22 protein-coding genes and 1 pseudogene are annotated in these 24,492 nt (G+C 59.8%); 10 read left to right on the forward strand and 13 right to left on the reverse strand.

Going from position 1 to position 24,492, the window contains the following annotated elements; translation table 11 throughout:
• Positions 1-49 precede the first annotated feature (49 nt).
• From ALTER154_RS11635 to ALTER154_RS11665, 7 genes are all read right to left on the reverse strand, one after another.
• Positions 50-913 carry an alpha/beta fold hydrolase gene (locus tag ALTER154_RS11635; RefSeq protein ID WP_160087194.1) on the reverse strand — a complete coding sequence of 288 codons (864 nt, stop codon included), beginning with the start codon at positions 911-913 and terminating at the stop codon, positions 50-52.
• Positions 910-1,719 carry an alpha/beta fold hydrolase gene (locus ALTER154_RS11640; protein ID WP_160087196.1) on the reverse strand — a complete coding sequence of 270 codons (810 nt, stop codon included), beginning with the start codon at positions 1,717-1,719 and terminating at the stop codon, positions 910-912. Before ALTER154_RS11640 ends, ALTER154_RS11635 begins: the two co-directional genes overlap by 4 nt.
• A gap of 146 nt (positions 1,720-1,865) precedes the next feature.
• Positions 1,866-2,312 (reverse strand): hotdog fold thioesterase, encoded by a 447-nt coding sequence (locus ALTER154_RS11645; protein WP_160087198.1) that lies wholly within the window; start codon positions 2,310-2,312, stop codon positions 1,866-1,868.
• A gap of 69 nt (positions 2,313-2,381) precedes the next feature.
• Entirely contained in the window at positions 2,382-4,046 is a 1,665-nt protein-coding gene (locus ALTER154_RS11650) for an AMP-binding protein (protein WP_160087200.1), read from the reverse strand.
• Between the two features lie 114 nt (positions 4,047-4,160).
• A complete protein-coding gene (sixA, locus tag ALTER154_RS11655) occupies positions 4,161-4,625 on the reverse strand; it encodes a phosphohistidine phosphatase SixA (RefSeq protein ID WP_160087202.1) in 465 nt (154 codons plus the stop codon).
• A gap of 25 nt (positions 4,626-4,650) precedes the next feature.
• Positions 4,651-4,998 carry a DUF4389 domain-containing protein gene (locus ALTER154_RS11660; protein WP_090253357.1) on the reverse strand — a complete coding sequence of 116 codons (348 nt, stop codon included), beginning with the start codon at positions 4,996-4,998 and terminating at the stop codon, positions 4,651-4,653.
• A gap of 34 nt (positions 4,999-5,032) precedes the next feature.
• Entirely contained in the window at positions 5,033-6,055 is a 1,023-nt protein-coding gene (locus ALTER154_RS11665) for an NAD(P)H-dependent glycerol-3-phosphate dehydrogenase (RefSeq protein ID WP_160087204.1), read from the reverse strand.
• A 250-nt stretch (positions 6,056-6,305) separates the two neighbouring features.
• On the opposite strand from ALTER154_RS11665, the gene ALTER154_RS11670 reads away from it, so the two are divergent.
• The 3 genes from ALTER154_RS11670 (at position 6,306) to fabB (ending at position 10,153) form a co-directional block, all read left to right on the forward strand.
• Positions 6,306-8,228 (forward strand): response regulator, encoded by a 1,923-nt coding sequence (locus ALTER154_RS11670; protein ID WP_160087206.1) that lies wholly within the window; start codon positions 6,306-6,308, stop codon positions 8,226-8,228.
• Positions 8,229-8,404: 176 nt separating this feature from the next.
• Positions 8,405-8,920, forward strand: coding sequence for a 3-hydroxyacyl-[acyl-carrier-protein] dehydratase FabA (gene fabA, locus ALTER154_RS11675; protein WP_090253349.1), 516 nt, complete (start codon positions 8,405-8,407; stop codon positions 8,918-8,920).
• Positions 8,921-8,932: 12 nt separating this feature from the next.
• Complete coding sequence (gene fabB, locus ALTER154_RS11680; RefSeq protein WP_160087208.1) at positions 8,933-10,153, forward strand: beta-ketoacyl-ACP synthase I; 1,221 nt, start codon at positions 8,933-8,935, stop codon at positions 10,151-10,153.
• 78 nt (positions 10,154-10,231) lie between these two features.
• Here fabB and ALTER154_RS11685 read toward each other — a convergent pair whose 3' ends face one another.
• The 3 genes from ALTER154_RS11685 to ALTER154_RS11695 all read right to left on the reverse strand — a co-directional run bounded on the left by ALTER154_RS11685 (position 10,232) and on the right by ALTER154_RS11695 (position 13,543).
• On the reverse strand, positions 10,232-11,857 hold the full coding sequence (locus ALTER154_RS11685; protein ID WP_160087210.1) for a methyl-accepting chemotaxis protein: 1,626 nt from the start codon (positions 11,855-11,857) through the stop codon (positions 10,232-10,234).
• Between the two features lie 187 nt (positions 11,858-12,044).
• Positions 12,045-12,509, reverse strand: coding sequence for a DUF3859 domain-containing protein (locus ALTER154_RS11690; protein ID WP_160087212.1), 465 nt, complete (start codon positions 12,507-12,509; stop codon positions 12,045-12,047).
• A 62-nt stretch (positions 12,510-12,571) separates the two neighbouring features.
• Positions 12,572-13,543 (reverse strand): amidohydrolase family protein, encoded by a 972-nt coding sequence (locus tag ALTER154_RS11695; RefSeq protein WP_372239951.1) that lies wholly within the window; start codon positions 13,541-13,543, stop codon positions 12,572-12,574.
• A gap of 394 nt (positions 13,544-13,937) precedes the next feature.
• On the opposite strand from ALTER154_RS11695, the pseudogene ALTER154_RS21290 reads away from it, so the two are divergent.
• From ALTER154_RS21290 to ALTER154_RS11725, 7 genes and pseudogenes are all read left to right on the forward strand, one after another.
• Positions 13,938-14,657 (forward strand): annotated as a pseudogene (locus ALTER154_RS21290) (methyl-accepting chemotaxis protein); the annotation flags it as partial.
• Positions 14,658-14,885: 228 nt separating this feature from the next.
• Positions 14,886-15,221, forward strand: coding sequence for a PDC sensor domain-containing protein (locus tag ALTER154_RS21295; RefSeq protein ID WP_372239952.1), 336 nt, complete (start codon positions 14,886-14,888; stop codon positions 15,219-15,221).
• Between the two features lie 56 nt (positions 15,222-15,277).
• Positions 15,278-15,679, forward strand: a complete 402-nt coding sequence (locus ALTER154_RS11705; protein WP_160087218.1) for an OsmC family protein — start codon at positions 15,278-15,280, stop codon at positions 15,677-15,679.
• Positions 15,676-16,536: a pirin family protein gene (locus ALTER154_RS11710; protein ID WP_160087220.1), complete on the forward strand. Its 861-nt coding sequence runs from the start codon at positions 15,676-15,678 to the stop codon at positions 16,534-16,536. The genes ALTER154_RS11705 and ALTER154_RS11710 overlap by 4 nt, the downstream gene beginning before the upstream one ends.
• A gap of 90 nt (positions 16,537-16,626) precedes the next feature.
• A complete protein-coding gene (locus ALTER154_RS11715; protein WP_160087222.1) occupies positions 16,627-17,175 on the forward strand; it encodes a sigma-70 family RNA polymerase sigma factor in 549 nt (182 codons plus the stop codon).
• Complete coding sequence (locus ALTER154_RS11720; RefSeq protein ID WP_160087224.1) at positions 17,172-17,885, forward strand: anti-sigma factor domain-containing protein; 714 nt, start codon at positions 17,172-17,174, stop codon at positions 17,883-17,885. Before ALTER154_RS11715 ends, ALTER154_RS11720 begins: the two co-directional genes overlap by 4 nt.
• Before the next feature lie 154 nt (positions 17,886-18,039).
• Positions 18,040-18,831 carry a DUF4394 domain-containing protein gene (locus ALTER154_RS11725; protein WP_160087226.1) on the forward strand — a complete coding sequence of 264 codons (792 nt, stop codon included), beginning with the start codon at positions 18,040-18,042 and terminating at the stop codon, positions 18,829-18,831.
• 40 nt (positions 18,832-18,871) lie between these two features.
• On the opposite strand, the gene ALTER154_RS11730 is transcribed toward ALTER154_RS11725, so the two are convergent.
• The 3 genes from ALTER154_RS11730 to ALTER154_RS11740 form a co-directional block, all read right to left on the reverse strand.
• Positions 18,872-19,657 (reverse strand): dienelactone hydrolase family protein, encoded by a 786-nt coding sequence (locus ALTER154_RS11730; protein ID WP_160087228.1) that lies wholly within the window; start codon positions 19,655-19,657, stop codon positions 18,872-18,874.
• A 113-nt stretch (positions 19,658-19,770) separates the two neighbouring features.
• A complete protein-coding gene (locus ALTER154_RS11735) occupies positions 19,771-20,769 on the reverse strand; it encodes a two-component system response regulator (RefSeq protein WP_160087230.1) in 999 nt (332 codons plus the stop codon).
• Positions 20,766-24,449 carry a PAS domain S-box protein gene (locus ALTER154_RS11740; protein ID WP_160087232.1) on the reverse strand — a complete coding sequence of 1,228 codons (3,684 nt, stop codon included), beginning with the start codon at positions 24,447-24,449 and terminating at the stop codon, positions 20,766-20,768. The genes ALTER154_RS11735 and ALTER154_RS11740 overlap by 4 nt, the downstream gene beginning before the upstream one ends.
• Between the last annotated feature and the right edge of the window lie 43 nt (positions 24,450-24,492).

A 24,492-nucleotide genomic window follows, 5' to 3' on the forward strand; every position in this document is an offset into this window, starting at 1 on the left:
GAATCTCCGTGGGTATCCCCCACACCTTTCCCCAGTTGCCTTTAGCAAGTCAAGGCGCGCCCAGGAAAGCTTTGAAACAGTCTGCTACCAAGCCCGCACCTACGTCGTCATCCAGGTGCAGGTGATGGCCGCCCGGCAGCTGCGCCACCTCGATGGCCAGGCCCTCGACCAGCTGAGTAATACTCGGCTGCGCGAGCAACATGCCTTGCTGCGCCATCACCAGTTTGGCCGGACACTGCAGACTACGTGCAAACGCTAGGGCATGGGCGTGGGTCAGACGCAGTGGCGACGGCAGCGTCAGGCGGCTGTCAGTGCGCCAGGTGTACCCGCCAGGCACCGGCATCAGGCCGCGCTGGGCGAGCAATTCTGCGGCCTCACGACTGACCGCCCCTACCCCGCGCATACGCGCTTCCACAGCCCGGTCAAACTCGGCATATACCGGCTTGCTCTTGCCCGCCAGGGCCAGCTGCGCCTTGAGCGCTTCGCCGAGTTTCTGCGGCGCCGTGTCCGGCTCACCGGTGTAGGGAGTCAGCCCGTCGATCAGTGCCAGGCGCTCGATTCGCTCCGGCATCGCCCCGGCCAATAGCACCGAGACAATTGCGCCCATGGAATGTCCGAGCAGGGAAAAGCGCTGCCAGCCGAACTGCTCGGCGACCTGCAGCACATCGTGGGCATAGTCCCAGATGGCGTAACTGCCGCCTGGCGGACGGTGATCGGAATGACCGTGGCCGGCAAAATCCAGGGCCACAATACGCAACCCTGGCAACAGCGGAGCCAGGCGGGAAAAACTGGCGGCATTGTCCAACCACCCATGCAGGGCAATCACCGGCATACCGTCTTCCGGGCCATACAGATGGGCGGCCAGTTCGATATGCGGCAACCTTAGGCGGACTTCTTCGAAATGCAGGCTCATGCGTGTTGCTCACTGACAGGTTGACCGTCCCAGCGCTGGAACAGCTTTTTTAGCAATTCGGCAGTGTCTTGCGGACGTTCCAGGGGAAACATATGCCCACCGGGCAGCGTCATGTACTCGCCATTGGGAACACGGCGAACCAAGTGGGCATGATGCGGCATCACCACCCGGCTGTGCCGGCCGCGCACCATGGCAAGCGGCACCTTCAGCTGCTGTGGCCGCCCTGGGCTGGTGTGCGGCACACTGCGGTAGATACTGATTTCCGTGGCGGGATCAAACCGCAGGCGTAGGCTATTACCCGAGGCCTGCAGGCCGTGCTGTACATAGGCGTCCAGGCACTCAGGATCGAAGCGACGGAATAGCCCTTTGCCTGCGAAATATCCGCGAGCCTCGGCCAGGTCAATAAACTCTTCACGCCGCCCCAGGGTACGTCCGGCCGGGGTGATGCGGTCGATAAAGCCAAAGCGTTTGGCCGCGCGAATCACCATCTTGTCAGCTAGGGTCAGGACTGGCGAATCAAGCATCACCACTCCACGGTAAAGCTCGGGGCGTAGCAACGCGGCGTGATAATGCAGCACGCCGCCCAGCGAATGCCCCACACCCCAGACCGGCTGCTGGTTAGCCTCAAGGTGATGGATCAGCTCATCAACCAGATTGCTCCAGTTGTCATTCACCGGAAAACGCGGATCATGCCCGTGTTGCTCTAGGTGCTGCACCGAATAGTCAGGCGCCAATGCGGCAAACAGCTTGCCGTAGGTGGCCGAGGGAAAGCCGTTGGCATGGGCGAAGAACACGGACTGGGTCATGGCGGTGGGCTTATCTGGAAAGTTGCCGATGATTGTCCGGCAGTGTTTGAGATGCAGCAATGACAAAACGGCCAGTGAATGACGGCACTATAGCCAAAGCTGATGGGAGGCCCGCCAGCCGGAGCGGCAGTGGCGGGCTTTACGGATTAACGCAGCGCCGGGCCATTCTCCCCCAGGGGTACAATGGCCATGGTCAGCCGGGAAATGCAGCTGGCCTTGCCATCCTCCCCCGTCAAACGGATGTCCCAGACATGGGTGGTACGCCCTAGGTGAACCGGCCGAGCTACCGCGGTGACCCGGCCGCTGCGCACGCCACGCAGGTGGTTGGCGTTCACTTCCAGGCCTACGCAGTAAAACTTGCTGCTGTCGATGCACAGGTGGCTGGCGGTGGAACCGAGGGTTTCCGCCAGCACCACGGAGGCGCCGCCATGCAGCAGGCCGTAGGGTTGGTGGGTACGTGCATCGACCACCATGCTGGCGGTGATCGACTCGTCATCAAACGATTCAAAGCGAATATCCAGCTGCTCGCCGATGGTGTTCTTCAAAAAACCATTGAGCTGAGCCAGGTCAGGGTTTTGTTGCCAGAGGGCCATGATGTGTCCTTTTGGGTCAGTTCAGTCAGAACAGGGCCGGCGGGCTTAGCCTTGCCGGCCACAGGCTGATCAATCGTGCCAGAGCACCGCCTCACTGCGTTCGGTCCATTCACTGAAGCGCCCGCCATACGTGCCTTCGACCACTGCGCGCTTGATCTTCAGAGTTGGCGTGAGAAAGCCGTTCTCAACCGCCCAGACCTCCTTGACCAACACCAGACGTTGCAGGCGCTCATGCTTGTCGAGGCTTTGGTTAACGTCCTCCAACAACTTCTTCAAACTACTCTCCAACTCGCCACGCCCGCTGGAAGCTTCACTGCGCCCCACATCGGACAGCACGCAAAGTGCCATGGGTTGTGGCATGCCATCGCCCACCACGCACACCTGTTCAATGCGTGAGTGCTCGCCGAGCAAATTCTCAATTGGCGCTGGGGCAACGTACTTGCCTTTGCTGGTCTTGAAGATTTCCTTGATCCGACCGGTCAGGCGAAGATTGCCCTCGCTATCCTGCTCGCCTTTGTCACCGGTGCGCAGAAAGCCATCGGGCCTGATGGTTTCTGCGGTTTTTTCCGGATCCTTGTAATAACCCTGCATGGTCGCGCCGCTGCGCACCTGCACCTCGCCATCCTCGGCTATGCGCACTTCGACGCCAGGGCTGTTCTGACCGATCCAGCCTTGTTTGAACTTGCCCGGCCGGCACACATGGGAGTAACCGCAGTTCTCGGTCATGCCGTACACCTCCAGCACATCCAAGCCCAGGCGCTTGTACCAGTTGAGCAGCGCTTCGGGCACCGGCGCGGCGCCAGACAGCGCATAACGCACAGCATCCAGGCCCAGACCAACCAGCACTTTCTTGCCCACAATGCGGCCGATGATGGGCAGCTTGAGCAGGAAATCCAGCTTCTCGGCTGGCATCTTGCTGTAGACGCCCATCTGGAATTTGGTCCATATACGCGGCACGCCGAACATCACCGTCGGCCGGGCGCGCTTGAGGTCTTCAAGGAAGGTTTCCAGGCTCTCGGCAAAGAAAATTGTCTGCCCAGCGTAAATGGATGCCAGCTCGACAAACATGCGCTCGGCCACATGGCACAGCGGCAGGTAGGACAGCACACGGTCATTCTCGCCAACGCCAAACAGCTCAGTGGCGTGGCTGGCGGCAAAGCCGAAATTGCTGAAGTGATGCATCACCCCTTTCGGCGTGCCAGTGGTACCGGAGGTGTAGATGATGGTGGCGAGCTGATCAGCAGACGCCTTTGGGTTGTCCTGAATCGGCGTGCAGGCCTGCAGGTCATCCCAGGTAAAGCTGAACTCGCCCTGCGGACGCAGTGGCAGGCCGATGGTTGGCACATCCTGCGGCACACCGGGAGCCATTGCTGGCCAATCATCCAGCTTGCCGACGAACACCAGTGCCGCCTCTGAGTGGCGCAGCACCTGGCCTACCGACTCGGCGGTGAGATTGGGATAGAGCGGCACCGAGACGTGTCCGGCCATCCAGATCGCCAGATCGGTGACGATCCAGTGCGCACAGTTCTTGGAAATGATCGCAATGCGGCTGCCATGCGGCAGTTCGCGGCTACGCAGCCAGTTGGCCGCACGGCGCGCCTGCTCGCCGACGTCGGCCCAGCTCAGTTCCTGCAGCTGACCGCCCGGCAGCGGCTGCACCATGTAGCGTTTATTCGGGTGACGAGCCTCGCGCTCATAAAACACCTCAAGCGGCAAACGGATTGCATCAGCCACAGGGCTTCCTCCTTTGTTGTTTTTGTGGAGCCAACCAAGCAATTGCTTGGTTGGACTATTCCACGCACAAAGGCGGCCCGCAAGAGGAGAAATGTTTCGGTGTGTAGTGAGGCGTCAGGAACGACTTGGATGCTTGTGGGCAGACAATTCCATCAACCCAGCGGCCAGCTCATCACCTTCCAGCAACGCCAGACTGGCGGTGTTCATCGGCAGCGGTTGCTGGCGATGGCCGTGAATCAGCAGGCCCGCCAAGGCGCCAACCAGCGGCTGATGGGTGACCAGCAACAGCTCATCGAACGCATAACCGTCAAGTTCCCGCAGCGCTTGGCGCAGATCACTCTCCGGCGTTAGCCAGGGCACGGTCTGCCGGATACCGCTAAAGGTCAAGACTTCGCAGACTAGATCTGCCGTCTGCTGAGCCCGCACATAGGGGCTGACCAGTACAGCCTGCAGCGGCCGATCCAGCAACTGCGCAGCCACCTCACGCACCTGTTGACGACCATAGGCAGTCAGGTTGCGTTCGGCATCAGTGCGCGCAGTCGGTTCGGCTTCACCGTGGCGCAGTAGCCAGAGCCTCACAGGCTTGCCCCAATAAGCCGACGACTCAAAGCTTCGGCTCTTCGTCGCGCACCGGGTGGGCCGCCGGAGGAATGCTGTGCGGGGTCTCACCTTGTGGTGCTTGCGGGGTTGGCCAGTCAGCAAACGGCCAAGGCTTTTCATCAGTGTTGAAGGTGCCAAAGCGACCGATCTGCGCCAGGTACTGGCTCAGGCTGTCCCCAAAGCCCAGCAGGCCGGCATTCGGCGCACCGTAAAACAGGCGGTAACCCAGTTGCAGCAACACAACAGCGCCCAAGAGGATTTCCGCCAGTTGCCAAACGATGGTGAAAATCACCATCCAGAGGATGCGCAGCAGAATCGATTCGCGCTGCAGTTCCTGATTGCCGTCACTCATGCTCATCTCCTTGCAGGGTCTAGTAAGGTGAATCTCAAAAACCGGTGGTGGGGATAAAATCAACGTCGGTCTTGGGCTCTGCATTCATCAGCGCACCAATTACCTGATTCAACGTGCGCCCCTCGAACAGAATGGCATGCAAGCCCGCGACCAGGGGCATGTAGACCTGTAACTGTTCCGCCTTGGACTTCAGCACCTTGATGGTGTTCACCCCTTCCGCCACTTCGCCCAGGCGCGCCACTGCATCTTCCAGGCTTAAGCCCTCACCGAGGGCAAAGCCGACCTGGTAATTGCGGCTTTTTGCCGAGGAGCAGGTGACGATTAGATCGCCCACACCGGCAAGACCCAGGAAAGTCATAGGATTGGCGCCCAGCTTGACCGCAAAACGGGTCATTTCCGCCAGAGCGCGGGTAATCAGCATGCTCTTGGTGTTTTCGCCCATGCCCATCGCTGCGGCCATGCCGGCGATGATCGCGTAAACGTTCTTCAGCGCACCGCCCAGCTCGACACCAAAACGATCGGCACTGGCATACACACGGAACGTGCGGCCGTGCAATGCAGCTTGTACGTGCTGGCAAAGTTCTTCGTCCTCGCTGGCGACGACCGATGCGGTCAGCGCATGCTCGGCCACCTCACGCGCCAGGTTTGGCCCCGACAGCACGCCGATACGCGCCTGCGGAGCAATGTCTTCGAGAATCTGGCTCATCAGCAGAAAGCTCTGCGCCTCGATGCCCTTGGTGGTGCTGACCAGCTGCTTGCCGCTGAGTAGCTCAGCCACCGGTTGCAGCGCCTGACGCAATGCACTGGAGGGCAAGGCAACGAAGATCAACTGACAGGCGTTCAACGTCGCCGCCAGATCGGTGACAGGCTCAACGCCCAAATGAATTTTGATGCCTTTGAGGTAACGCGGGTTTTCACGGGTCAGCCGAATCGCCTGGGCCTGTACGGGGTCGCGCATCCAGTGCAGGACATGCTGGCCGTTTTCAGCCAACAAATTAGCAATCGCAGTGCCGAAGCTACCGCCGCCAAGCACGGCGATGGGGTGCTGATCAGTCATAACGTATCCGTGGTAAACCATTGAAAGTGGCGAATCGCTCGCATTATACGGCGGCGCCCCTATGCAACCAGCTTTTAGCAGGTTGCCTGGCACTGGCAAAGCCAAGCAGCTCAGTTAACATGCAGCCTTTAAAACGCAAACAAGGTTGTGGCGTGATCGACAGCACCCAAGCCCAGCTTCATTCTGAGACCGCGCAAAACCGGCCAGTTCTCCAACGCCCGCACATTTTTTGCAGCAGCGGAGTGTCGCGATGATCCTGCGTCGTGGCTGGAATATCCATACCCGCACCCAATTGATCAGTGTCGGCCCTGCCCTGCTGTTGACCCTGCTGCTCACCGGGTTCTTCACCTTTGCCCGTCTGCAGGACCTGCGCCAGGAGGTCAACCACTACGGTCAGTTGATCGCCAGCCAGTTAGCCCCGGCCAGTACTTATGGGGTCATTTCCGGCAACCTTGAGGTGCTCGAGGCACTGCTGCAAGCCACGCTGAAAACCCCGCATGTGCGCTTTCTGGAAGTGCGCGATCACACCGGTAAAATTCTCGTTTACGTTGAGCAAGCCCCAGGCAGCGGCCACGCAAGCAGCCAGGTCGATGTGTTTCAGGCGCCTATACACCTGCAACGTGCAGCGCTGAACAATCCTGATCAACAGGCATTGGCCGATGACTACCTGGGCTATGTCGTCGTCGGCATGTCTAACGACGCCTTCAATACACGCCAGCAGGAAATCCTCTTTAAGGCCACCCTGCTCGCCCTGTTCGCCCTGGCCCTGACCTTTATTCTTGCCCGCCGCCTGGCTCGCCACCTGTCGCAGCCGCTGAGCGCCATGGGTGAAGCCGTCAGCGCAATTCAGGCCGGCAACTACCAGACCACCCTGCCCGAAGTCGGTGAAGGTGAGTTGCAGGCGCTGGCGCGGCATATCAACAACCTCGCCCACGGTCTGGCCAGCGCCAGTGACGAACAACAACGTGCCATGGCCCTGCTGATTCAAGCACGCGAGCAGTCCGAGCTGGCCAACCGCGCCAAATCCGACTTCCTGGCGATGATGAGCCACGAGTTGCGCACCCCGATGAATGGCGTGCTGGGCATGCTGCAGTTACTGGAAACCACTGAAATGACTCAGGAGCAAGCCGAATATGCCGCCCTGGCCACCGAGTCCACTGAACACCTGTTGAAAGTCATCAACGACATCCTCGATTTCTCGCGCATCGAACGCGGCGCACTGGAACTCGAACGCATCCCCTTCTGCCTGCTCGACCTGCTGCAAAGTTCGATTCAGGTGTTCCAACACAGCGCCCAACAGCGTGGCCTGCAATTACTGCTGGAAACCGAAAGTGGCCTGGAGAACTTACAGGTACAAGGCGACCCCACGCGGATTCGGCAAATTCTGGTCAATCTCATCGGCAACGCATTGAAATTTACCGAAACCGGCAATATTCGTGTGCACAGCAGCTGGCAGGCGCTGGATAACCAGGTGCTGTGGTTCAGCTGTGCGGTGCATGACAGCGGCATCGGAATATCCCCTGAGCGGCTTGAACATATGTTCGATGCCTTCCAGCAGGCCGACACTTCTATTTCAAGACGTTACGGCGGCACCGGGCTGGGTTTGCCGATTGCCCGCACCCTTGCCGAACGCATGGGCGGCACCCTGCGTGCAGTCAGTCAGGAAGGTCAGGGCTCGGTATTTACCCTGGAAGTGCCACTGCCGTTTTCCCAGCACGTCGCACCCGCTATCAGCGACACGCCACTGCCAGCTGACCAGGGGAACGGCCAACCGGTGCTGCTGGTCGAAGATAACCCGGTCAACCAGACCGTGATTGAAGCCATGCTGCGCAGCCTGGGCTATCGGGTCAGCCTGGTTGGAGATGGCGCACAGGCCGTGCATCAGGTCAGCCAGCAGCGTTATTCAGCGATTCTGATGGATTGCCGTCTGCCAATTATGGACGGCTACGAGGCTACGCGGCAGATCCGTCGCCTGCCCGGCTGCAGCGAACTGCCTATCATCGCGCTGACCGCCAACGCCTTGCAGGGCGACCGCGAGGCCTGCTTACAATCGGGCATGAATGACTACCTGGCAAAACCCTTTAAACGGGCCGATTTGCAGCGAATCCTGCAGCGCTGGCTGCCCCCTCGACCATCGACGGGTAGTCAAGAAGGCTCAACTGCTGCAGGCTAATGAGCATGGGCGCTATGACAGGCCAACAGGAGCGGAGTACAACTGTACTCACAAGGCTGTGACTTTCACCACAACGCAACAGTCTATGACTAGGCTGTTGGCAGGCGCAGCAGACTGTGCCGCCAGCCAGGACGATTCGCCCAGCCTTGGCGCATGGGACATATTGAGGAGCTCGCATGACCAAACAAAACGCCTTCACCCGGGAAGAACTGCTCGCTTGCGGTCGCGGCGAACTATTCGGCCCAGGTAATGCGCAACTGCCCGCGCCGAACATGCTGATGATCGATCGCATCACTCATATCAGCGACACCGGCGGCAAGTACGGCAAGGGCGAAATAGTCGCCGAGCTCGATATCACTCCTGATCTGTGGTTTTTCGCCTGCCATTTCGAAGGCGACCCGGTGATGCCAGGCTGCCTGGGCCTCGATGCCATGTGGCAGCTCGTGGGCTTTCACCTTGGCTGGCAGGGCAATCCAGGCCGTGGCCGTGCCTTGGGTTCGGGCGAAGTGAAGTTCTTCGGTCAGGTGCTGCCGACCGCCAAGAAAGTCACTTACAACATCCATATCAAACGCACCATTGCCCGCTCCCTGGTTCTGGCTATTGCCGATGGCAGCGTCAGCGTTGATGGTCGCGAGATTTACAGCGCCGAAGGCCTGCGCGTTGGTCTGTTTACCTCTACCGACAATTTTTAAAGGACTCTCTGCATGCGTCGCGTCGTGATTACCGGCCTGGGCATCGTTTCCTGCCTGGGCAATGACAAAGCCACCGTCTCTGCCAACCTGCGTGCTGGCAAGTCAGGCATCCGCTTCAACCCCGCCTATGCCGAAATGGGCCTGCGCAGCCAGGTGTCTGGCTCGGTTGACCTCAACCTGGAAGAGCTGATCGACCGCAAGGTCTATCGCTTCATGGGGGATGCTGCAGCCTTCGCTTACCTCTCGATGGAGCAAGCGATCAAGGACTCGGGCCTCAGCGCAGAAGAAATCTCCAACCCACGCGTGGGGTTGATTGCAGGTTCCGGCGGCGCGTCGACCTTCAACCAGATGGAGGCCATGGACATCCTGCGCGAGAAAGGCGTCAAGCGTGTTGGCCCCTACCGCGTACCGCGCACCATGGGCAGCACCGTGTCCGCCTGCCTGGCCACGCCGTTCAAGATCAAGGGCGTTAACTACTCGATCTCCTCGGCCTGCGCCACCAGCGCCCATTGCATCGGCAATGCCATGGAGCAGATCCAGCTGGGCAAGCAGGACGTAGTGTTTGCCGGCGGTGGTGAAGAAGAACACTGGAGCCAGAGCTTCCTGTTCGACGCCATGGGCGCCCTCTCCACTCAGTACAACGAAACTCCAGAAAAAGCCTCGCGTGCTTACGACGCCAAGCGTGATGGTTTCGTTATCGCCGGCGGTGGCGGCATGGTGGTGGTCGAAGAACTGGAACACGCACTCAAGCGCGGCGCCAAGATCTACGCCGAAATCGTCGGCTACGGCGCCACTAGCGACGGCTATGACATGGTCGCCCCAAGCGGCGAAGGCGCAGTGCGCTGCATGCAGCAGGCTCTGGCTACCGTCGACAGCCCAATCGACTACCTGAACACCCACGGCACCTCGACTCCGGTCGGCGACGTTGCGGAAAGCCGCGCAGTGCGCGAAGTGTTCGGTGCCAAGGCGCCCGCCATCAGCTCGACCAAGAGCCTGTCCGGTCACTCCCTGGGCGCCGCCGGCGTACAGGAAGCGATCTACTGCATGCTGATGATGGAAGGCAATTTCATCGCCGGCTCGGTCAACATCGACGAAGTCGACCCGGAAATCGCCGACCTGCCGATCCAGCGCAGCACCGTTGAGAACGCCAAGCTCGACACCGTGATGAGCAACAGCTTCGGCTTCGGTGGCACCAACGCCACTCTGGTACTCAAACGCTGGGCAGGCAAATAAGCCACACCCGATGTTTGCAGCATAAAAAAGGCCATCCCTCGGGATGGCCTTTTTTATTGTGGCTTGCGCCAAGCTTACTCAGATAGAAAAGCGCGCTACCAGTGCATTGAGGTCCACCGCCAGGCGTGACAACTCCTGGCTGGCCGCACTGGTCTGGTTGGCACCGGCTGAAGACTGCATCGACAGATCTCGGATATTCACCAGGTTGCGATCCACTTCGCGGGCCACCTGAGCCTGTTCTTCCGAAGCGCTGGCGATCACCAGATTGCGCTCATTGATCTGCGAAATAGCGGCCGCAATCTCATCCAGCGCTTGGCCGGCCGCCTTGGCCACATCCAGGGTTGAACGGGCACGGCTGTTGCTGTTCTGCATGGCGTTAACCGCTTTATCGGTACCCTGCTGGATGCCGCTGACCATTTGCTCGATTTCACGGGTCGACTGCTGCGTACGGTGCGCCAGGGCCCTTACTTCATCGGCCACCACGGCAAAACCGCGTCCGGCTTCACCGGCACGCGCAGCTTCAATCGCAGCGTTCAGTGCCAGTAGGTTGGTTTGCTCGGCAATCGAACGGATCACATCCAGTACCTTGCTGATATCGCGCACTTGCCCGGCCAGCTGCTCCACTTCGGAAGCGGTATGGGTCACGTCGTCCGCAAGATGACTGATCGACTCAACAGTCTGGCGCACCTGCTCGCGGCCATGTTGCGCCGTACGATTGGACTCGCTGGACGCCTCGGAGGTGCTGACGGCATTGCGCGCAACCTCTTCCACGGCACTGGTCATTTCATTGACCGCGGTAGCCGCCTGCTCGATTTCATTGTTCTGCTGATGCAAACCACGGGTGGAGTCTTCAGTGACCGCACTGAGCTCTTCCGAGGCTGAGGCCAGCTGCGTAGAGGAGTCCGAGATATTTTGGATAGTGTTACGCAGGCTTTGCTGCATGGTCTTCAGCGCACTCAGCAAACGTGCCGGCTCATCACTGCCCTGCACCTCAATTGATTGGGTCAGGTTGCCGCCAGCCACCACTTCAGCCACCCGTACCGCCTCGGTCAGCGGCGCGACGATGCTACGGGTCAGCAGCAACGCCAGAATCACCGTCAGGCCAAGGGCGGCCAGCATCATCACAATGACCCATGTACGGGCGCTGGAAAATACTTGATCAGCCTTTTCAGACGCTGCGGAGGCCCCCACTCGATTCATTTCGGACAAATCAGCGAGGGCTTTGGCCATGCTGTCCGCATGACCATTGAGCGGACCATTGGCAACCGCCAGTGCAGCATCAAGATCATTTTGACGGACAGCGGCTACGATCTTCGATTGCTCCTGCAGATAGCTGCTTTCAGCCTGTTTGAAACGCTCGTAAATCGTGCGCTCTTCAGGGCTCGAGATTAATTTTTCATAGTTGCTCTGAGCCGTGTGCAACTGGTTTTTAAACTCCTCCACACGGACGAGATTCTGCTGCGTCGCACTTTCATCGCTGTTAAGCATCAGGCGCAGTGTCAGAGCTCGCAGCCTTAGAATGTCTTGGCTCATCTCACCCAGGCCCAGCACGCTGGGCAGCCAGTTTTCGTTTACCTCATCAGACTGCTTGTTCATCTCTGACATTTGCAACAGGGAGAAGCTGCCCAGCAGCAGCACAAGAAGTGCGACTAAGCCAAAGCCAAGTGACGCTCGGGGAGCGATGTTTATATTTCTTAGGGTCATCACGGCCGTCCTTTACGGTTCTGAAGCAGCTTGCTCGATAGCATATGGCCATTATCCTTATAAGGACCTTAAGACCTTCAGCCAATATCTACAGATTCCGTATCGACTCTAGCACTAGATTCTTGACCCCTCGCACATAAAAAACCCGAGCCAAGGCTCGGGTTTAGCATTACGACTTCAGCTAAGTTCAACGCACGATAAAACGCTGCTCCAGCAATTTTCGGTCATCCTGAAACACCATAAAGTGCCACTCACCTGGCACCACTTCATGCTTTTCAGTGAACTCAAAGGCCATGACATCCTGCGGCGCACCGGGAACCAGCTTTTGCGTGACCACAAATTTGTCGTGGCGCGTGCCTTGCGGAGTGACCACGCCAGGGGTGAGGTAAAGCAAGGTTAGTGGAGCATCCTCCGCCACTTTGCCGACCAAGGTATAGCGCATGCCGAACTTGGTACCGAGCTTGGCGGGGATTACGTCACCTTGCTCAATCTGCTGGTTACTGCGGGTCAACACCCGCTCACCTTCTTGAAAGTCCTGATAGTCACTGGCGAAAACGCCGTATTCGATTGGACCTTCAACACGCACTTCGGCGTGCGCCAGGCTGCTGATCAACACAAGTGCGGCCAAGCCACTGAAACGGGTGTATTGCATGTCGCGCTCCTTATTTAGATGGCGCGAGCCTATGACACCCGTGTGACAAGGCTATGACAGCTCTACTCAGTCATCTCGGCTTGCACCTTACGTGGCAATACCGCGAGGAAATTGTCGAGCGCCACCTGATGGGCAACCTTCTCCGGCAAGGCATCGAGAAACGGCTTAAAGCCTTTCATGTAGTCCGGCAAACTTGAGAAACGCCCGACCACATCAGAGCCCAGCATAAAGCGCGCGGGATAGTTGCTGACCAACTTTACCCAGGCCGGATCAGGTTGCCCCTCGGCATCAAGCAGGTAGGGGCGAAGCATGGTCCAGGACAGATCGATATACAGATTGGGGTACTGTTTAAGCATCCGCTCCAGGGTGGGCAGGAGGAACTCCAGCTTTTCCTGATGCCGGTGAATTTCCATGCTGGTACCGGCATGCGCCCAGATAAACCGCACATGTGGATGGTTGCGCAGTGGGTCCTCGATTTCCTGCAGGTACAGCGGATTGCGTTCGCGCTTGGAGGTGATATTGGAATGCAGCATCACTGGCAGGTCGTACTCTGCAGCCAGGTGAAAGACCCGCGCCAGGGCTTCGTTGTTGGCCCGTGGCGCATCACCATGGATCAGCGCGGTGAGGTCGTCATGCCGAGTGAAAACCTCACCAATGCCTTGCCACAGCCCTGGGTCGAGTTCGAGCATTCGGCGGATATGTGCATCGGCATTCTTGTCGTTCGGATTAAAACCCGAGAGAAACGGATGCAGACGTTTGCGCTGTTCAGCGGGCACCTGTTTGTAGGCATGTGCCACCAACACATCGGTGGCGCTGTACCAATAGGCATTGGCATCATCACCCGCGTAATAACGTGGGCGCTTGGGCTCATCCTCATGCCATTTCTTCGCCACCGGAATGCCTGAGAGCATCACATGCTCGATATTGCCGGCCGCCATCTGCTCGAACAACTCAGTCATGCCCGCGCTTTCTTGAAAGAAATCCACGTAATGCAGATGGGCATCGCTGTAGCGATAGTCGCGGGCCTGGGCCATTGCACTCAGCAGGCCGAGCAACAGGGCAACACTCAAACGCGATACAGGCAAGGGCATATCCTCCAGACAGTCAGAGCAGCATAGACCCCAGGCGTCAGACGCAAGTTCAGGCGCAGAGCGGCGAGTAGCGAGCAAACAGCACCACAGAGGCCCAAACCACAACCTGCAGCACCAGAACAGGGCGGCCACAGCGACTGTTTTCCAGCGTCAGCAGTATGACGCGGCACATCAGTGATGGCACTTGGCTTGCAGTACAACCGCCAGACCCTAGAAGGAATTCGCCATGCTTCAGCTATTGCGCTCGACCCCACGCAAGAACACGGACGACATTGCGCTCGATGCGCTGTTCAATCAGCACGACCTCACCGCCCGCCTGAGCGATAACTATCGCTGGATGTCGCGCCTGAATGACTTCAGCGCAGGCCTGCACCAACGCATCCGCACCAGCCTGGGCGCAGCAGTCGGCATTGCTTCGCATGCCCCACAACTGGCACGTATTGCCGCCGCCAACCAGCAGAGCGGGCAAACGTTGGCGCAGTCCTCGGAACTGATCGCAAGCGCCAGTGAACAGGTCACCACCACACTCGACGCCGAGTTGGTACCCGGCGCCGCCGAAGTCGCACAGCTGTCCGCTGAGGTCACTGCCACCCTGCATGGTTGCCAACAGAGCGGCCAGGCGGTGCTGCAACAGGTTGAGGTGATCGGCAAGAGCGAACAGCAACTGGAGCTGGTGATTCAACAACTGACTAGCCAGCTTGAAGAGGTCAGCAAAGTGATCGGGGTGATCGCCAGCATTTCCCAGCAGACCAACCTGCTCGCGCTGAATGCAGCCATCGAAGCTGCCCGCGCAGGCGAGCATGGCCGTGGCTTTGCCGTGGTAGCCGAGGAAGTGCGGCGCCTGGCCGGGCATACCACCGACGCCACCACGCAGGTCAGTGACATCATCGAGCGTTTTCGCAGCGGCATGCAGCAACTGACCGAAGCAGGCAGCCACATGCACCAGGCCGTAGCCGATGGCCGCGATGGCATGCTCGCCGTGGGCGGTGGCCTGGACAGCACCCGTCAGGCCATGGATCGCCTGGACAGTCGCGTGGGCCAGATCGCCGCAGGCACCGAGCAGATCGGCCAAGCCGTGCGCTCAATCAACGGTGACGTGCAGAACATCGCCCGGGTCGCCGGCGAATTGCTCGGCAAGGCCAGCCAGGTGCTGCACCACAGCCAGGCGGTGCGCGAGGATGGCGACCGCCTGCTGGCAGGGCTGGGTGATTTTCGCCTGGAGATTCACCACGCCGTGCAGGCCAGTGTCGAGCAGCTAGCTAGCCAACCCGGCATGAGCGCGGATATGGCCACCGCCGAACGCCTGCTCGGTGACACCCTCAAGCGTGATGCACGGTTTGAGCTGTTCTACCTGGTCGACAACCGCGGCGTGCAGCTCTCCGAAAACATCTTTGCCGCCGATGTGAACCACAGCGAAAGCAGCAGCTGCAAAGGCCGCAATTGGCAACAACGTCCGTGGTTTCGTGCCGCTGCCGATAGCCTGTGCAGTCATATCACCCAGGTCTATCGCTCATCGGCAACCGACGATTTCTGTTTCACCGTTTCGGTACCGATCCTCGATGCCCGTGGCCAATTACTGCGCGTACTAGGGGCCGATGTGCGGCTGTCTGCACTGGTCTGAGGCCGACACCATGGGCTAGGCTGATCACTCACTCAGCCCATGGCGTTGGAGTTCACATGATCAGCATCAGTAACGAGAAAGGCCTGTTGCAGCGCATCAGCATCGGCCCGCACACCCTGCACAGCGACGTGTCGGTGGAACTGGGCGGCGAAGGCTCAGCGCCTGAGCCCCATGACCTGTTCGATGCTGCGCTGGGCGCGTGCAAGGCGCTGACCCTGGCGCTGTATGCCAAGCAACGTGGGTTACCGCTGCAAGGGCTCGACGTGAAGCTCAACCGTGACGACAGCCAGGAACGCCAAGGCATCTACCACCTGAACGTCGAGCTGACCCTGCATGGTGCACTGGATGACGCGCAACGCCAGCAGCTGCTGCGCGTCGCCGATAAATGCCCGATTCACAAGTTGATGACCAGCAGCGAGGTTCAGGTCAGCACTCAGCTAAGCGAGGGCATGGAATGAGCGACCTTCTGCTGATCCAGCCGCGCCCGGAAAACCTCGGCGGGCAACCTATCCTGCGCCCCCTGCCCTCAGCCAAGTGCCGCAGCGTCGGGCCGTTCGTGTTCTTCGACCATATTCTGGAAAACACCTACCCGGCTGGCAGCGGTATGAATATCAACCAGCACCCGCATATCGGCCTGTCCACCCTCACCTACCTGTTCAAGGGGCAATTGCAGCACAAGGACAGCCTCGGCTCGAATCAACTGGTCAGCCCAGGCGAGGTCAGCTGGATGACCGCAGGCCGTGCCGTCGCCCATGTCGAGCGCACCCCACAGACGCTGTGGGAAAGCGGCTCGCACATGCATGGCCTGCAGGTCTGGCTGGCCATGCCCGCCGCCGATGAGCAAAGCGAACCCCACTACAGCCATCACCCCGCAGACAGCCTGCCGCGCAGTACCAGCATGGGCGTGGACATCTGCCTGATTGCCGGGGCAGGCTTCTGCCTGCAATCGCCAGTACCGGTGCTGTCGCCCACTATCTATGCCGAGCTCAAACTGGCCGCCGGCAGCGCACTGCAAATCCCCGCCGAGCATGCCGAACGCGCGCTGTACCTGATTGACGGCGAGGCGACACTGGACGACCAGCAACTGCCGCTGCGTGGCCTGTTGGTACTGCCTGAAGGCGAGACTTATACCCTCACCGCTTGCAGCGAGAGCCACCTGGTGCTGATTGGCGGCGAGCCGATTGGCCCCCGCCGGATTAACTGGAACTTCGTTGCCAGCGATCCAGCACTGATCGACCAGGCGCGCCAACGCTGGGCCGCGCAGGACTGGCCAACCGTGCCAGGGGAAACCGATCGCATCGAGCTGCCCCGCTGACGGAGAAAATTTGTTGCACTCCCGAGACATCCAAAGCGCAGGTGCTCGGGTATAACCCTTGGCACGCTCACACATTCAGGAACCCTGTGCATGGCGCAGCCGCTGTTTGATTACGAAAGCCATCTGGAAGCCTGTGCTCAGCAGGATAAACGCGCATTCCAGGCGCTCTACCAACAGGAGGCCGCGCAGATGCTCGGGTTGGCCATTACCCTGCTCGGCCGTCGTGATCAGGCTGAAGACTGTGTGCACGATGCCTTTGTGCAAGTCTGGCGCAACGCCCAGCGCTTTCAGCGGGCACTGGGCAGCGGCCGCGCCTGGATCTACAGCATCCTGCGCTACCGCGCGCTGAATCAGCTGCGCAGCCGTGGTCGTGCGGTGGAGATGGATGACGACTTTATCGAGCGCGCGGCCGACGACACCCCACAGGCGGCAGAGTTATTAGAGCAGCAAGGTGAACACCAACAACTGCGTCGCTGCCTGCAAGGCATCGAACGCAATCGCCGCCACCCGATCCTGCTGGCCTTTTACCGCGGCCTGACCCATGAACAAATCGCCAACCGCCTGGCCACCCCCTTAGGCACCATCAAAGGCCGTATTCGCGCAGGTTTGCGCGCCCTGCAGGAGTGTTTGCACGCATGATTTCGCAGCAACCTGCCGAACGCCGCGCCTTGATCGGCGAATATGTCCTGGGCCTGCTTGATGAGGCCGCAGCCGCTGAAGTGCGCGAGTTGATCGAGCGCGACAGCGAAGCCGCGCAAATGGCTCTGCAGTGGCAACAGCACTTTCTCGAACTGAGCGATCAGCTGCCGCCGCAAACACCGTCTACACAATTGTGGCAACGCCTGCAGGACAGCCTCAGCCTGACCCCAACCGTCAGCCGGGTGAATGTCTGGCTGACGTGGTGGCAGAGCCTGGCCACCTGGCGCCTCACCAGTGCTGCACTGGCGCTTGCCTTGATCGTCGCGCTGATGCCTAACCTGTGGCGCACAGACATGCCTGGCAACAGCTACACCGTGGTGCTGCAAGCCCCTGGTGAAGCCGCCAAACCCGGCTGGGTAGTACATGTGGACGGCACAGGCGGCCTGCGTTTGCAGCCGTTGCTGAACGATCAAATCCCAGCCGACCGCTCGGTACAATTCTGGACGTTGATCGACCCAGCCATTGGCCCACGCTCCCTAGGCCTGGTCGAACCGGGTAAGCCGCTGCAGCTTTCTGCCGAACAGATTGGCGCAGTGCAACCCGGCCAGCTGTTCGAACTGACCCTGGAACCGGCCGGCGGCTCGCCGAAGGATCGGCCTACCGGCAAGGTGCTGTATATCGGTCGCGCGGTGATGGCTTCGATCAACTGAAGCCATCAGCAAAAAAACTGAATTTATTTTCAGGCCGCGACATCCAGATGCGTTCTCGTGGGTATAGCTATCAGGTGTTTCATCGAGGCACCTGCAAGGCAGGCCTAAGCCGGCCTTGCATCGATGCTGGATAACCACAGATGAGAGAACGCATATGAACAGCTTCAATACCCTGCTGACCGCTGCCGTTACCACTGCCACCCTCAGCCTCGCCGCCGGCACTGCCAGCGCAGCGACCCTACTGGCCCTGGGCGCCGACGGTCAGCTGTTCAAGATCGACAGCAACAGCCAGAAAGTCACCGCCACGATGGCAACCAACAGCCCAAGCCCGTTGCGCGGCATTGATGTGCGCCCGGCAAATGGGATGCTCTATGCCTTGAGCAATGACCATCAGCTCCATACCCTGGACCTGGCCACTGGCGCAGCCAGCAAGGTCGCCAGCCTGAACAAGCAACTGCCTGGCAGCGGCCAGGCGGTCATCGACTTCAACCCGGTCGCCGACAAACTGCGCATGCTCGCCGCCGACGGCACCAGCTTTCGCGTCAACGTTGAAACCGGTGAAGTGGTGGTAGACGGTTCGGTGGCTTACGCCGCCGAAGGCCCTTATGCCGGTAAAAGCACCAAGGTAGTCGCCGGTGCGTATAGCAACGCCTACGCTGGCACTCAGGCCACCGCGCTATACACCGTGGACCTGGCCAGCAGCAATCTGATGCTGCAAAACCCGCCAAACGATGGCATCCAGCAAGCCGTGGGCAAAATCGTTGATGGCTTGCAGAATGCGGCGCTGGACATCGCCAGCGACGGCAAAGGCGGCAACACCGCGTACCTGCTGACAGGCACCACGCTGCACACCCTGGACCTGGCCACGGGCAAGCCGACCACGCTGGGCGACATCGCCGGTCTGCCGGGCAATATTATTGATATCGCCGTACTGCCAGGCATGTAATCCGCATGCGGGAAGGCCACCCGGCCTTCCCGCTCACGCCTTACTCGGCGAAAGTTTCCGCAAACAGATCATCCATGGCCTTGAACGCTCGCGCGGCCACTACTGGGTGGTACTCATTGCGCCCCGGCACATTGGCCACCGGGTTGGTAAAGGAATGCACTGCGCCACCGTAGCTGACTAACTGCCAATCGGCTTTCGCCGCTTTCATTTCCGCAATAAAGCCATCGACCTGCGCCTGCGGCACTGCCGGGTCATCTGCGCCATGCAGCACCAGGACCGGTGCCTTGATGTTCTGCGCATCACTTGGGTTGGGCGTATCCAGGTTGCCGTGGAACGAGACAAAGCCTTTCAAATCAGCGCCGGAACGCGCCAGCTCCAACACCGTACCGCCGCCGAAGCAAAAACCGATCGCCCCCAGTTTGCTGACATCCAGTGCCACCTGCGCAGTTTGCGCCTTGAGCACTTCAACGGCTGCTTGCGCACGTTTGCGCATCAGTGGTCGATCGCCGCGTACCCGCGTCGCAGCAGCCTTGGCCTCGTCGGCATTGGTCGGACGCACCGCCTTACCGTACATATCGGCCATAAACACCACGTATTTGTCACTGGCAGCACGCGCGGCCTTCTTTGCCGAGTCATCGGTGACGCCTAACCAGTTGGGTACCATCAGCAGGCCTGGACGCGGCGTGGTGACCGTATCGTCGTAGATCAACAACCCTTCGAAGGCTTCGCCATCGATCTCATAGGGCACGGGCTTGACGACCACTGCAGCTTCAGCAAAACCGATCATGCCGGCGCACAGCAGGGGCAACAGAGACTTGGTGGACATGGCGAGGCTCCTCAGGCGAGTTAAACGCAGCGCTCACCATAGACCGCTGCCACGGGATGACCAAGCACCGGAATCCCCGGGAGCATGCCCAAAGGTTTCAGTCTGTTTCCGCCTCAGCCCTGCTCTGCCCAGCGTTCCTTGATTTCCAAAATCGCCGGCAGCTGCTGGATAAAAAGCTCGACCAGTTGCGGATCGAAGTGCTTGCCACTCTCTGCGCGCAGCAGGCCAACCGCATCTTCCACCGACCAGGCGGCCTTGTAGGGACGCACACTGGTCAGCGCATCGAACACATCGGCAATCGCCACGATGCGCCCTTCCAGCGGAATATCCTCGCCACTCAGGCCATTGGGGTAACCCGTACCGTCCCACTTCTCGTGGTGCGACAGGGCAATGCGCTGCGCCGTGCGCAACAGGCCCGAGGCATGCTCGCCAATAATCCGCGCACCAATCTCGACATGCTGGCGCATCACCGCCCATTCCTGTTCATCAAGCTTGCCAGGCTTGCGCAGCACGGCATCGGGAATGCCGATCTTGCCGATATCGTGCATGGGCGCGGCGTTGAGCAGTTCCTCGGCGGCGGCTTCGCTGAAACCGGCGGCCAGGGCCAACACCTTGGAAAAGTGACTCATGCGAATCACATGCAGGCCAGTCTCGTTGTCCTTGTACTCAGCGGCCATACCGAGGCGTTGCACGATCTGCAGGCGGGTCTGGCGCAGCTCATCCATGCGCACCAGGGACAAATGCGTGCGCACCCGTGCGCGCACAATCGGCGGGCTGACGGGCTTGGTGATGTAGTCGACGGCACCTACAGCAAAACCGCGGGCTTCATCCTCAACATCAGCCAGCGCGGTGACAAATATCACCGGAATGGCCTCCAGCTCAGGTTGTGCTTTGAGTGCCTGGCACACCTCATAGCCCGTCATGCCCGGCATCATGACATCCAACAGGATCAGATTCGGCCGCTCACGCTCAGCCATTTCCAGGGCCTTGGCACCCTCTTTGGCAAACAGCAGGCGGTAATCGTCCTGCAGTATGTGCCGCAGCACTTGTAGGTTCGTGGCTTCATCGTCGACCAACAGGAGCAGCGGACGAGCATCGGCTGGCGTGATCATGGTGTCTGGCTGTCCTCATCGTGCAGCTGATGCAGCAGTTCGGTCAGCGATTGCTGCGCCAGCTCAAAGTCAAAATCATCCAGCGCCTGGCGGATATGGTCCAGGGCCTTTTTCTGCTGCACACCTTGCAGCCCTTCAGTTAGGCAGCTCAGCGCCTGATCATCCAGGCCGCCACGACTGACCGCCTGCTGCAAACGCAGCAGTGCATCACGTATTTGCTCACGATCAACCGTCTGGGTCTTTTCAAGCGGCTTTGGCACCTGTGGCAGCGCCTCAGCCACCGCCGCTAAGGCACGGGATAGCTCCTGCAGCAAGCTGCGCAGATGCAGGCCTTCACGCTGATTAAATGCCTGCTCAATCGCTTGGCCAAGCCCCGCCAGGTGGGTCAGCGCCAGATTGCCGGCTGCCCCTCGGAAACGATGCGCCAGGCTGCGCCCCATATCCCAGTCATTCTTTTCCAGCATGCAGGTGAGGTGTTCAACCAGTGCATCCTGCTCACTGAGGAAACGCTGAATAGCCTGGCTCATTTGTACCGGCCCGCCCCACAGGCTGGCGCCGCGCTGCCAGTCGAACATGCCGCCACTTGCCGTAACAGGCTGTTGTAGTTCGCCGCCCTGCTGAGCAGTGCCCAGCAGCCTGGCCATTTCGGCCAGCAGGCCGGGCAGGTCGAGTGGTTTGGAGGCGAAACCATTCATCCCGGCATCCAGCGCCGCCTGACGATCCTGATCCAGCACGCTGGCGGTCAAGGCAATGATCGGCAGGGGCACACGCTGCCCGGCTGCTTCCAGTGCGCGAATACGGCGGGATGCTTCCAGGCCATCGACCAGCGGCATTTGCACATCCATCAGAATCAGGTCAAAGGTGCCGTGGGTAAACGCTTCAACAGCGGCCTGGCCATCCGCCACACAGGTCACCTGATGCCCTAGCCGCTGCAAGTTGAGCTGCAGCAATTCCAGGTTTTGCGGCACATCGTCGGCGGCGAGAATGTGCAATGCCGCCAGTTGTGGCAGCGACTGACGCACCTGCGGCGCCAGCCGTTGCCCTGCACGCAGAGGCAACTCGACAATAAAACGACTGCCCTCACCCAGTGTGCTTTCCACCCGCAAACGACCGCCCATCAGCTCGACCAGCTGGCGCGAGATGGTGGTGCCCAGGCCTGTACCGCCGAACCGCCGACTCATCGACGCATCGGCTTGGGCAAACGGCTCGAAAATCTTCTCAAGGCGGTCAGCCGCAATGCCGATGCCGCTGTCTTCGACGATCAAGCGGATCGCGCCGGATTCACCCTGCACATGCAGGCATACTCGGCCTTCACTGGTGAACTTCACCGCATTGCCCAGCAGGTTGGTCAGCACCTGCTGCAGGCGTAAAGCATCGCCCCGGTAGAACTCCAGTAACTGCGCCGGGTAATCGAGCTGCAAGGTAAGGCCTTTGTTCTCTGCGCTCAGACGTTGCGTGGCGCACACCTGTTCGCAAAGTTCGCGCAAGGAAAAATCCAGGTCTTCCAGTTCAATCGCGCCCCGGTCCAACTTAGCGGTATCAAGGATGTCATTGAGCAAGCTGAGTAACGAGCGCGAAGCCTGCTGCACAGTCTGTAGATGACGGCGTTGATCGTCGGCCAATGGCGTGCCGATCAGCAGCTCAGTGAAGCCAATAATGGCATTCATCGGCGTGCGGATTTCATGGCTCATATTCGCCAGGAAGCTGCTGCGCGCCGCAGCCGCGGCTTCGGCACGGTCACGCGCGGCGCGGGTTTCCTGCTCCATGAGCCGGCGCGGCGTCAAATCGGTGGCCAGTTTCACCACTTTGAAGGGTTTGCCATCCGTGTTGAAAATGGGGTTGTACGTGGCCTGAATCCAGACTTCACGGCCGCCGTTACCAATGCGCCGGTACTCTCCGGCGGAGAACAGACCTTTGGCCAGGTCGACCCAGAATTGCCGGTAATCCTCGCTGTCGACATACAAAGGGTCACAGAACAGGCTGTGGTGCTGGCCCAGCACGTCTTCACGCTGGTAGCCAAACAGGTCCAGGGCGTTGTCATTGATCGCCAGCACATGGCCTTGCAGATCAAATTCAATCAGCGCCATGGCTTTGCTGATGGCGTTGACCTTGCCTTCGTACTCGGCGTTACGCAACTTGGTTTCAGTTTGATCAAGCAATACGCCGTCAATCCAACGCGGGATACCCTGTTCGTCGAACACGGCGCTGCCACTCTCCCAGATCCAGTGCTCTTCACCATTGCGATCAAACAGACGGTACTCAACGGTGTAGTTACGCCGCTCCTCGATTGCGGTCATGACCTCATCGGCCACCGGCTGCAGGTCATCCGGGTGGTACAGGCTAGCGATGGCCTTGCGCTTGCTGATGAAGTCATCTGCGCTCCAGCCCGTAAGAGCTTGCACTGCATCGCTGATGAAAATCATGGTCCAGTCGGCATCGAGCAGGCAACGAAATGACACACCCGGGATGTTGCTGATCAACGAGCGATACTGCTGCTCGCGCTCACGCAACGCCTGCTCCATTTCAATCCGTTCACTGATGTCCGTGACGAACACTACGAACAAGGGATGCTGGCCGGAACGGGTCACCCCGATACTGATGCGCACCGGTTTTTCCTGGCCGCTTCGAATAACGCACAGCAACTGCTGCTCAGCTTTCGGAAGGCTGACCTGACCGGTTTTCACATACGTGTGTATGTGCTGCTCAAAAATGCGGGCCTCGGCAGGGTTAAGCAGTCTGGCCATCGGCATGCCGACCAGCTCATCCACTGACCAGCCAAACAGACGAGCGGCGGCGCGGTTAACCGAACGGATCATGCCGGTGTGGTCAATGGTCAGAATGGAGTCCAGCGCGGTATCGAAGATCGACCGCAGGTGATGCTCGTTGGCACGCAGTTGCTGGCTCAGGTAGCGGTAACGCAGCAGTGCATTGGCAGCTACCACAAACACGGTCAGGGCGACCGTGATCAGTGAAATCGCACTGCCCAGGTACAGGCTATCGACCATGGCAAACGGCTGCGCCGACTCTGCCACCCCAACAAAGCGGGCAGCCGCCATGCCGGTGTAATGCATGCCGCTGATGGCCAGCCCCATGACCACGGCACTCAACAACAGCGCCATGAACGATGGCAGACGATTCTCCAAACCAAAACGCACCCACAAGGCAAGAATCGCCAGGGCAACCGCCACCAGAATCGACAGGGCAAACATCCAGGGGTCATAACGCAGCAATGGCGCCATCTGCATCGCGGCCATGCCGCTGTAATGCATCGCACCGATGCCCGCCCCTACTAATAACCCGCCCACGCAGAGCTGCAACACGCTCAGATTTCGCCGCGCCAGAACGGTCAGCGCAACCCAGGATGCGCCCAGGCTTGGCAGCATCGACAACAGGGTTACGCCCAGGTCAAAACGTACTTCGGCACACAGCTGGAATGCCAGCATGCCAATAAAATGCATTGCCCAAATACCGGCGCCCAATGCCAGCGAACCAGTGGCGATCGTGACCTGTCGCCACCAGGCTGAATCACTGTCACGGGCTACGCCGGCCAGTTGCAGAGCCATGCCCGACGTGAACACAGCAATGCACAACGACATGAGTACTAAGAGCGGATCATGATTGCTGAGGACCAGGACACTGGGGTCGGCGTTGACGATAAACAACTGATCAAAAAACGACATATCACCCCAGACTGCATTGGATGCGCACACACCACTGGCGCAA

This window comes from Pseudomonas sp. 9AZ (assembly GCF_902506525.1).
Taxonomy (GTDB): domain Bacteria; phylum Pseudomonadota; class Gammaproteobacteria; order Pseudomonadales; family Pseudomonadaceae; genus Aquipseudomonas; species Aquipseudomonas peli.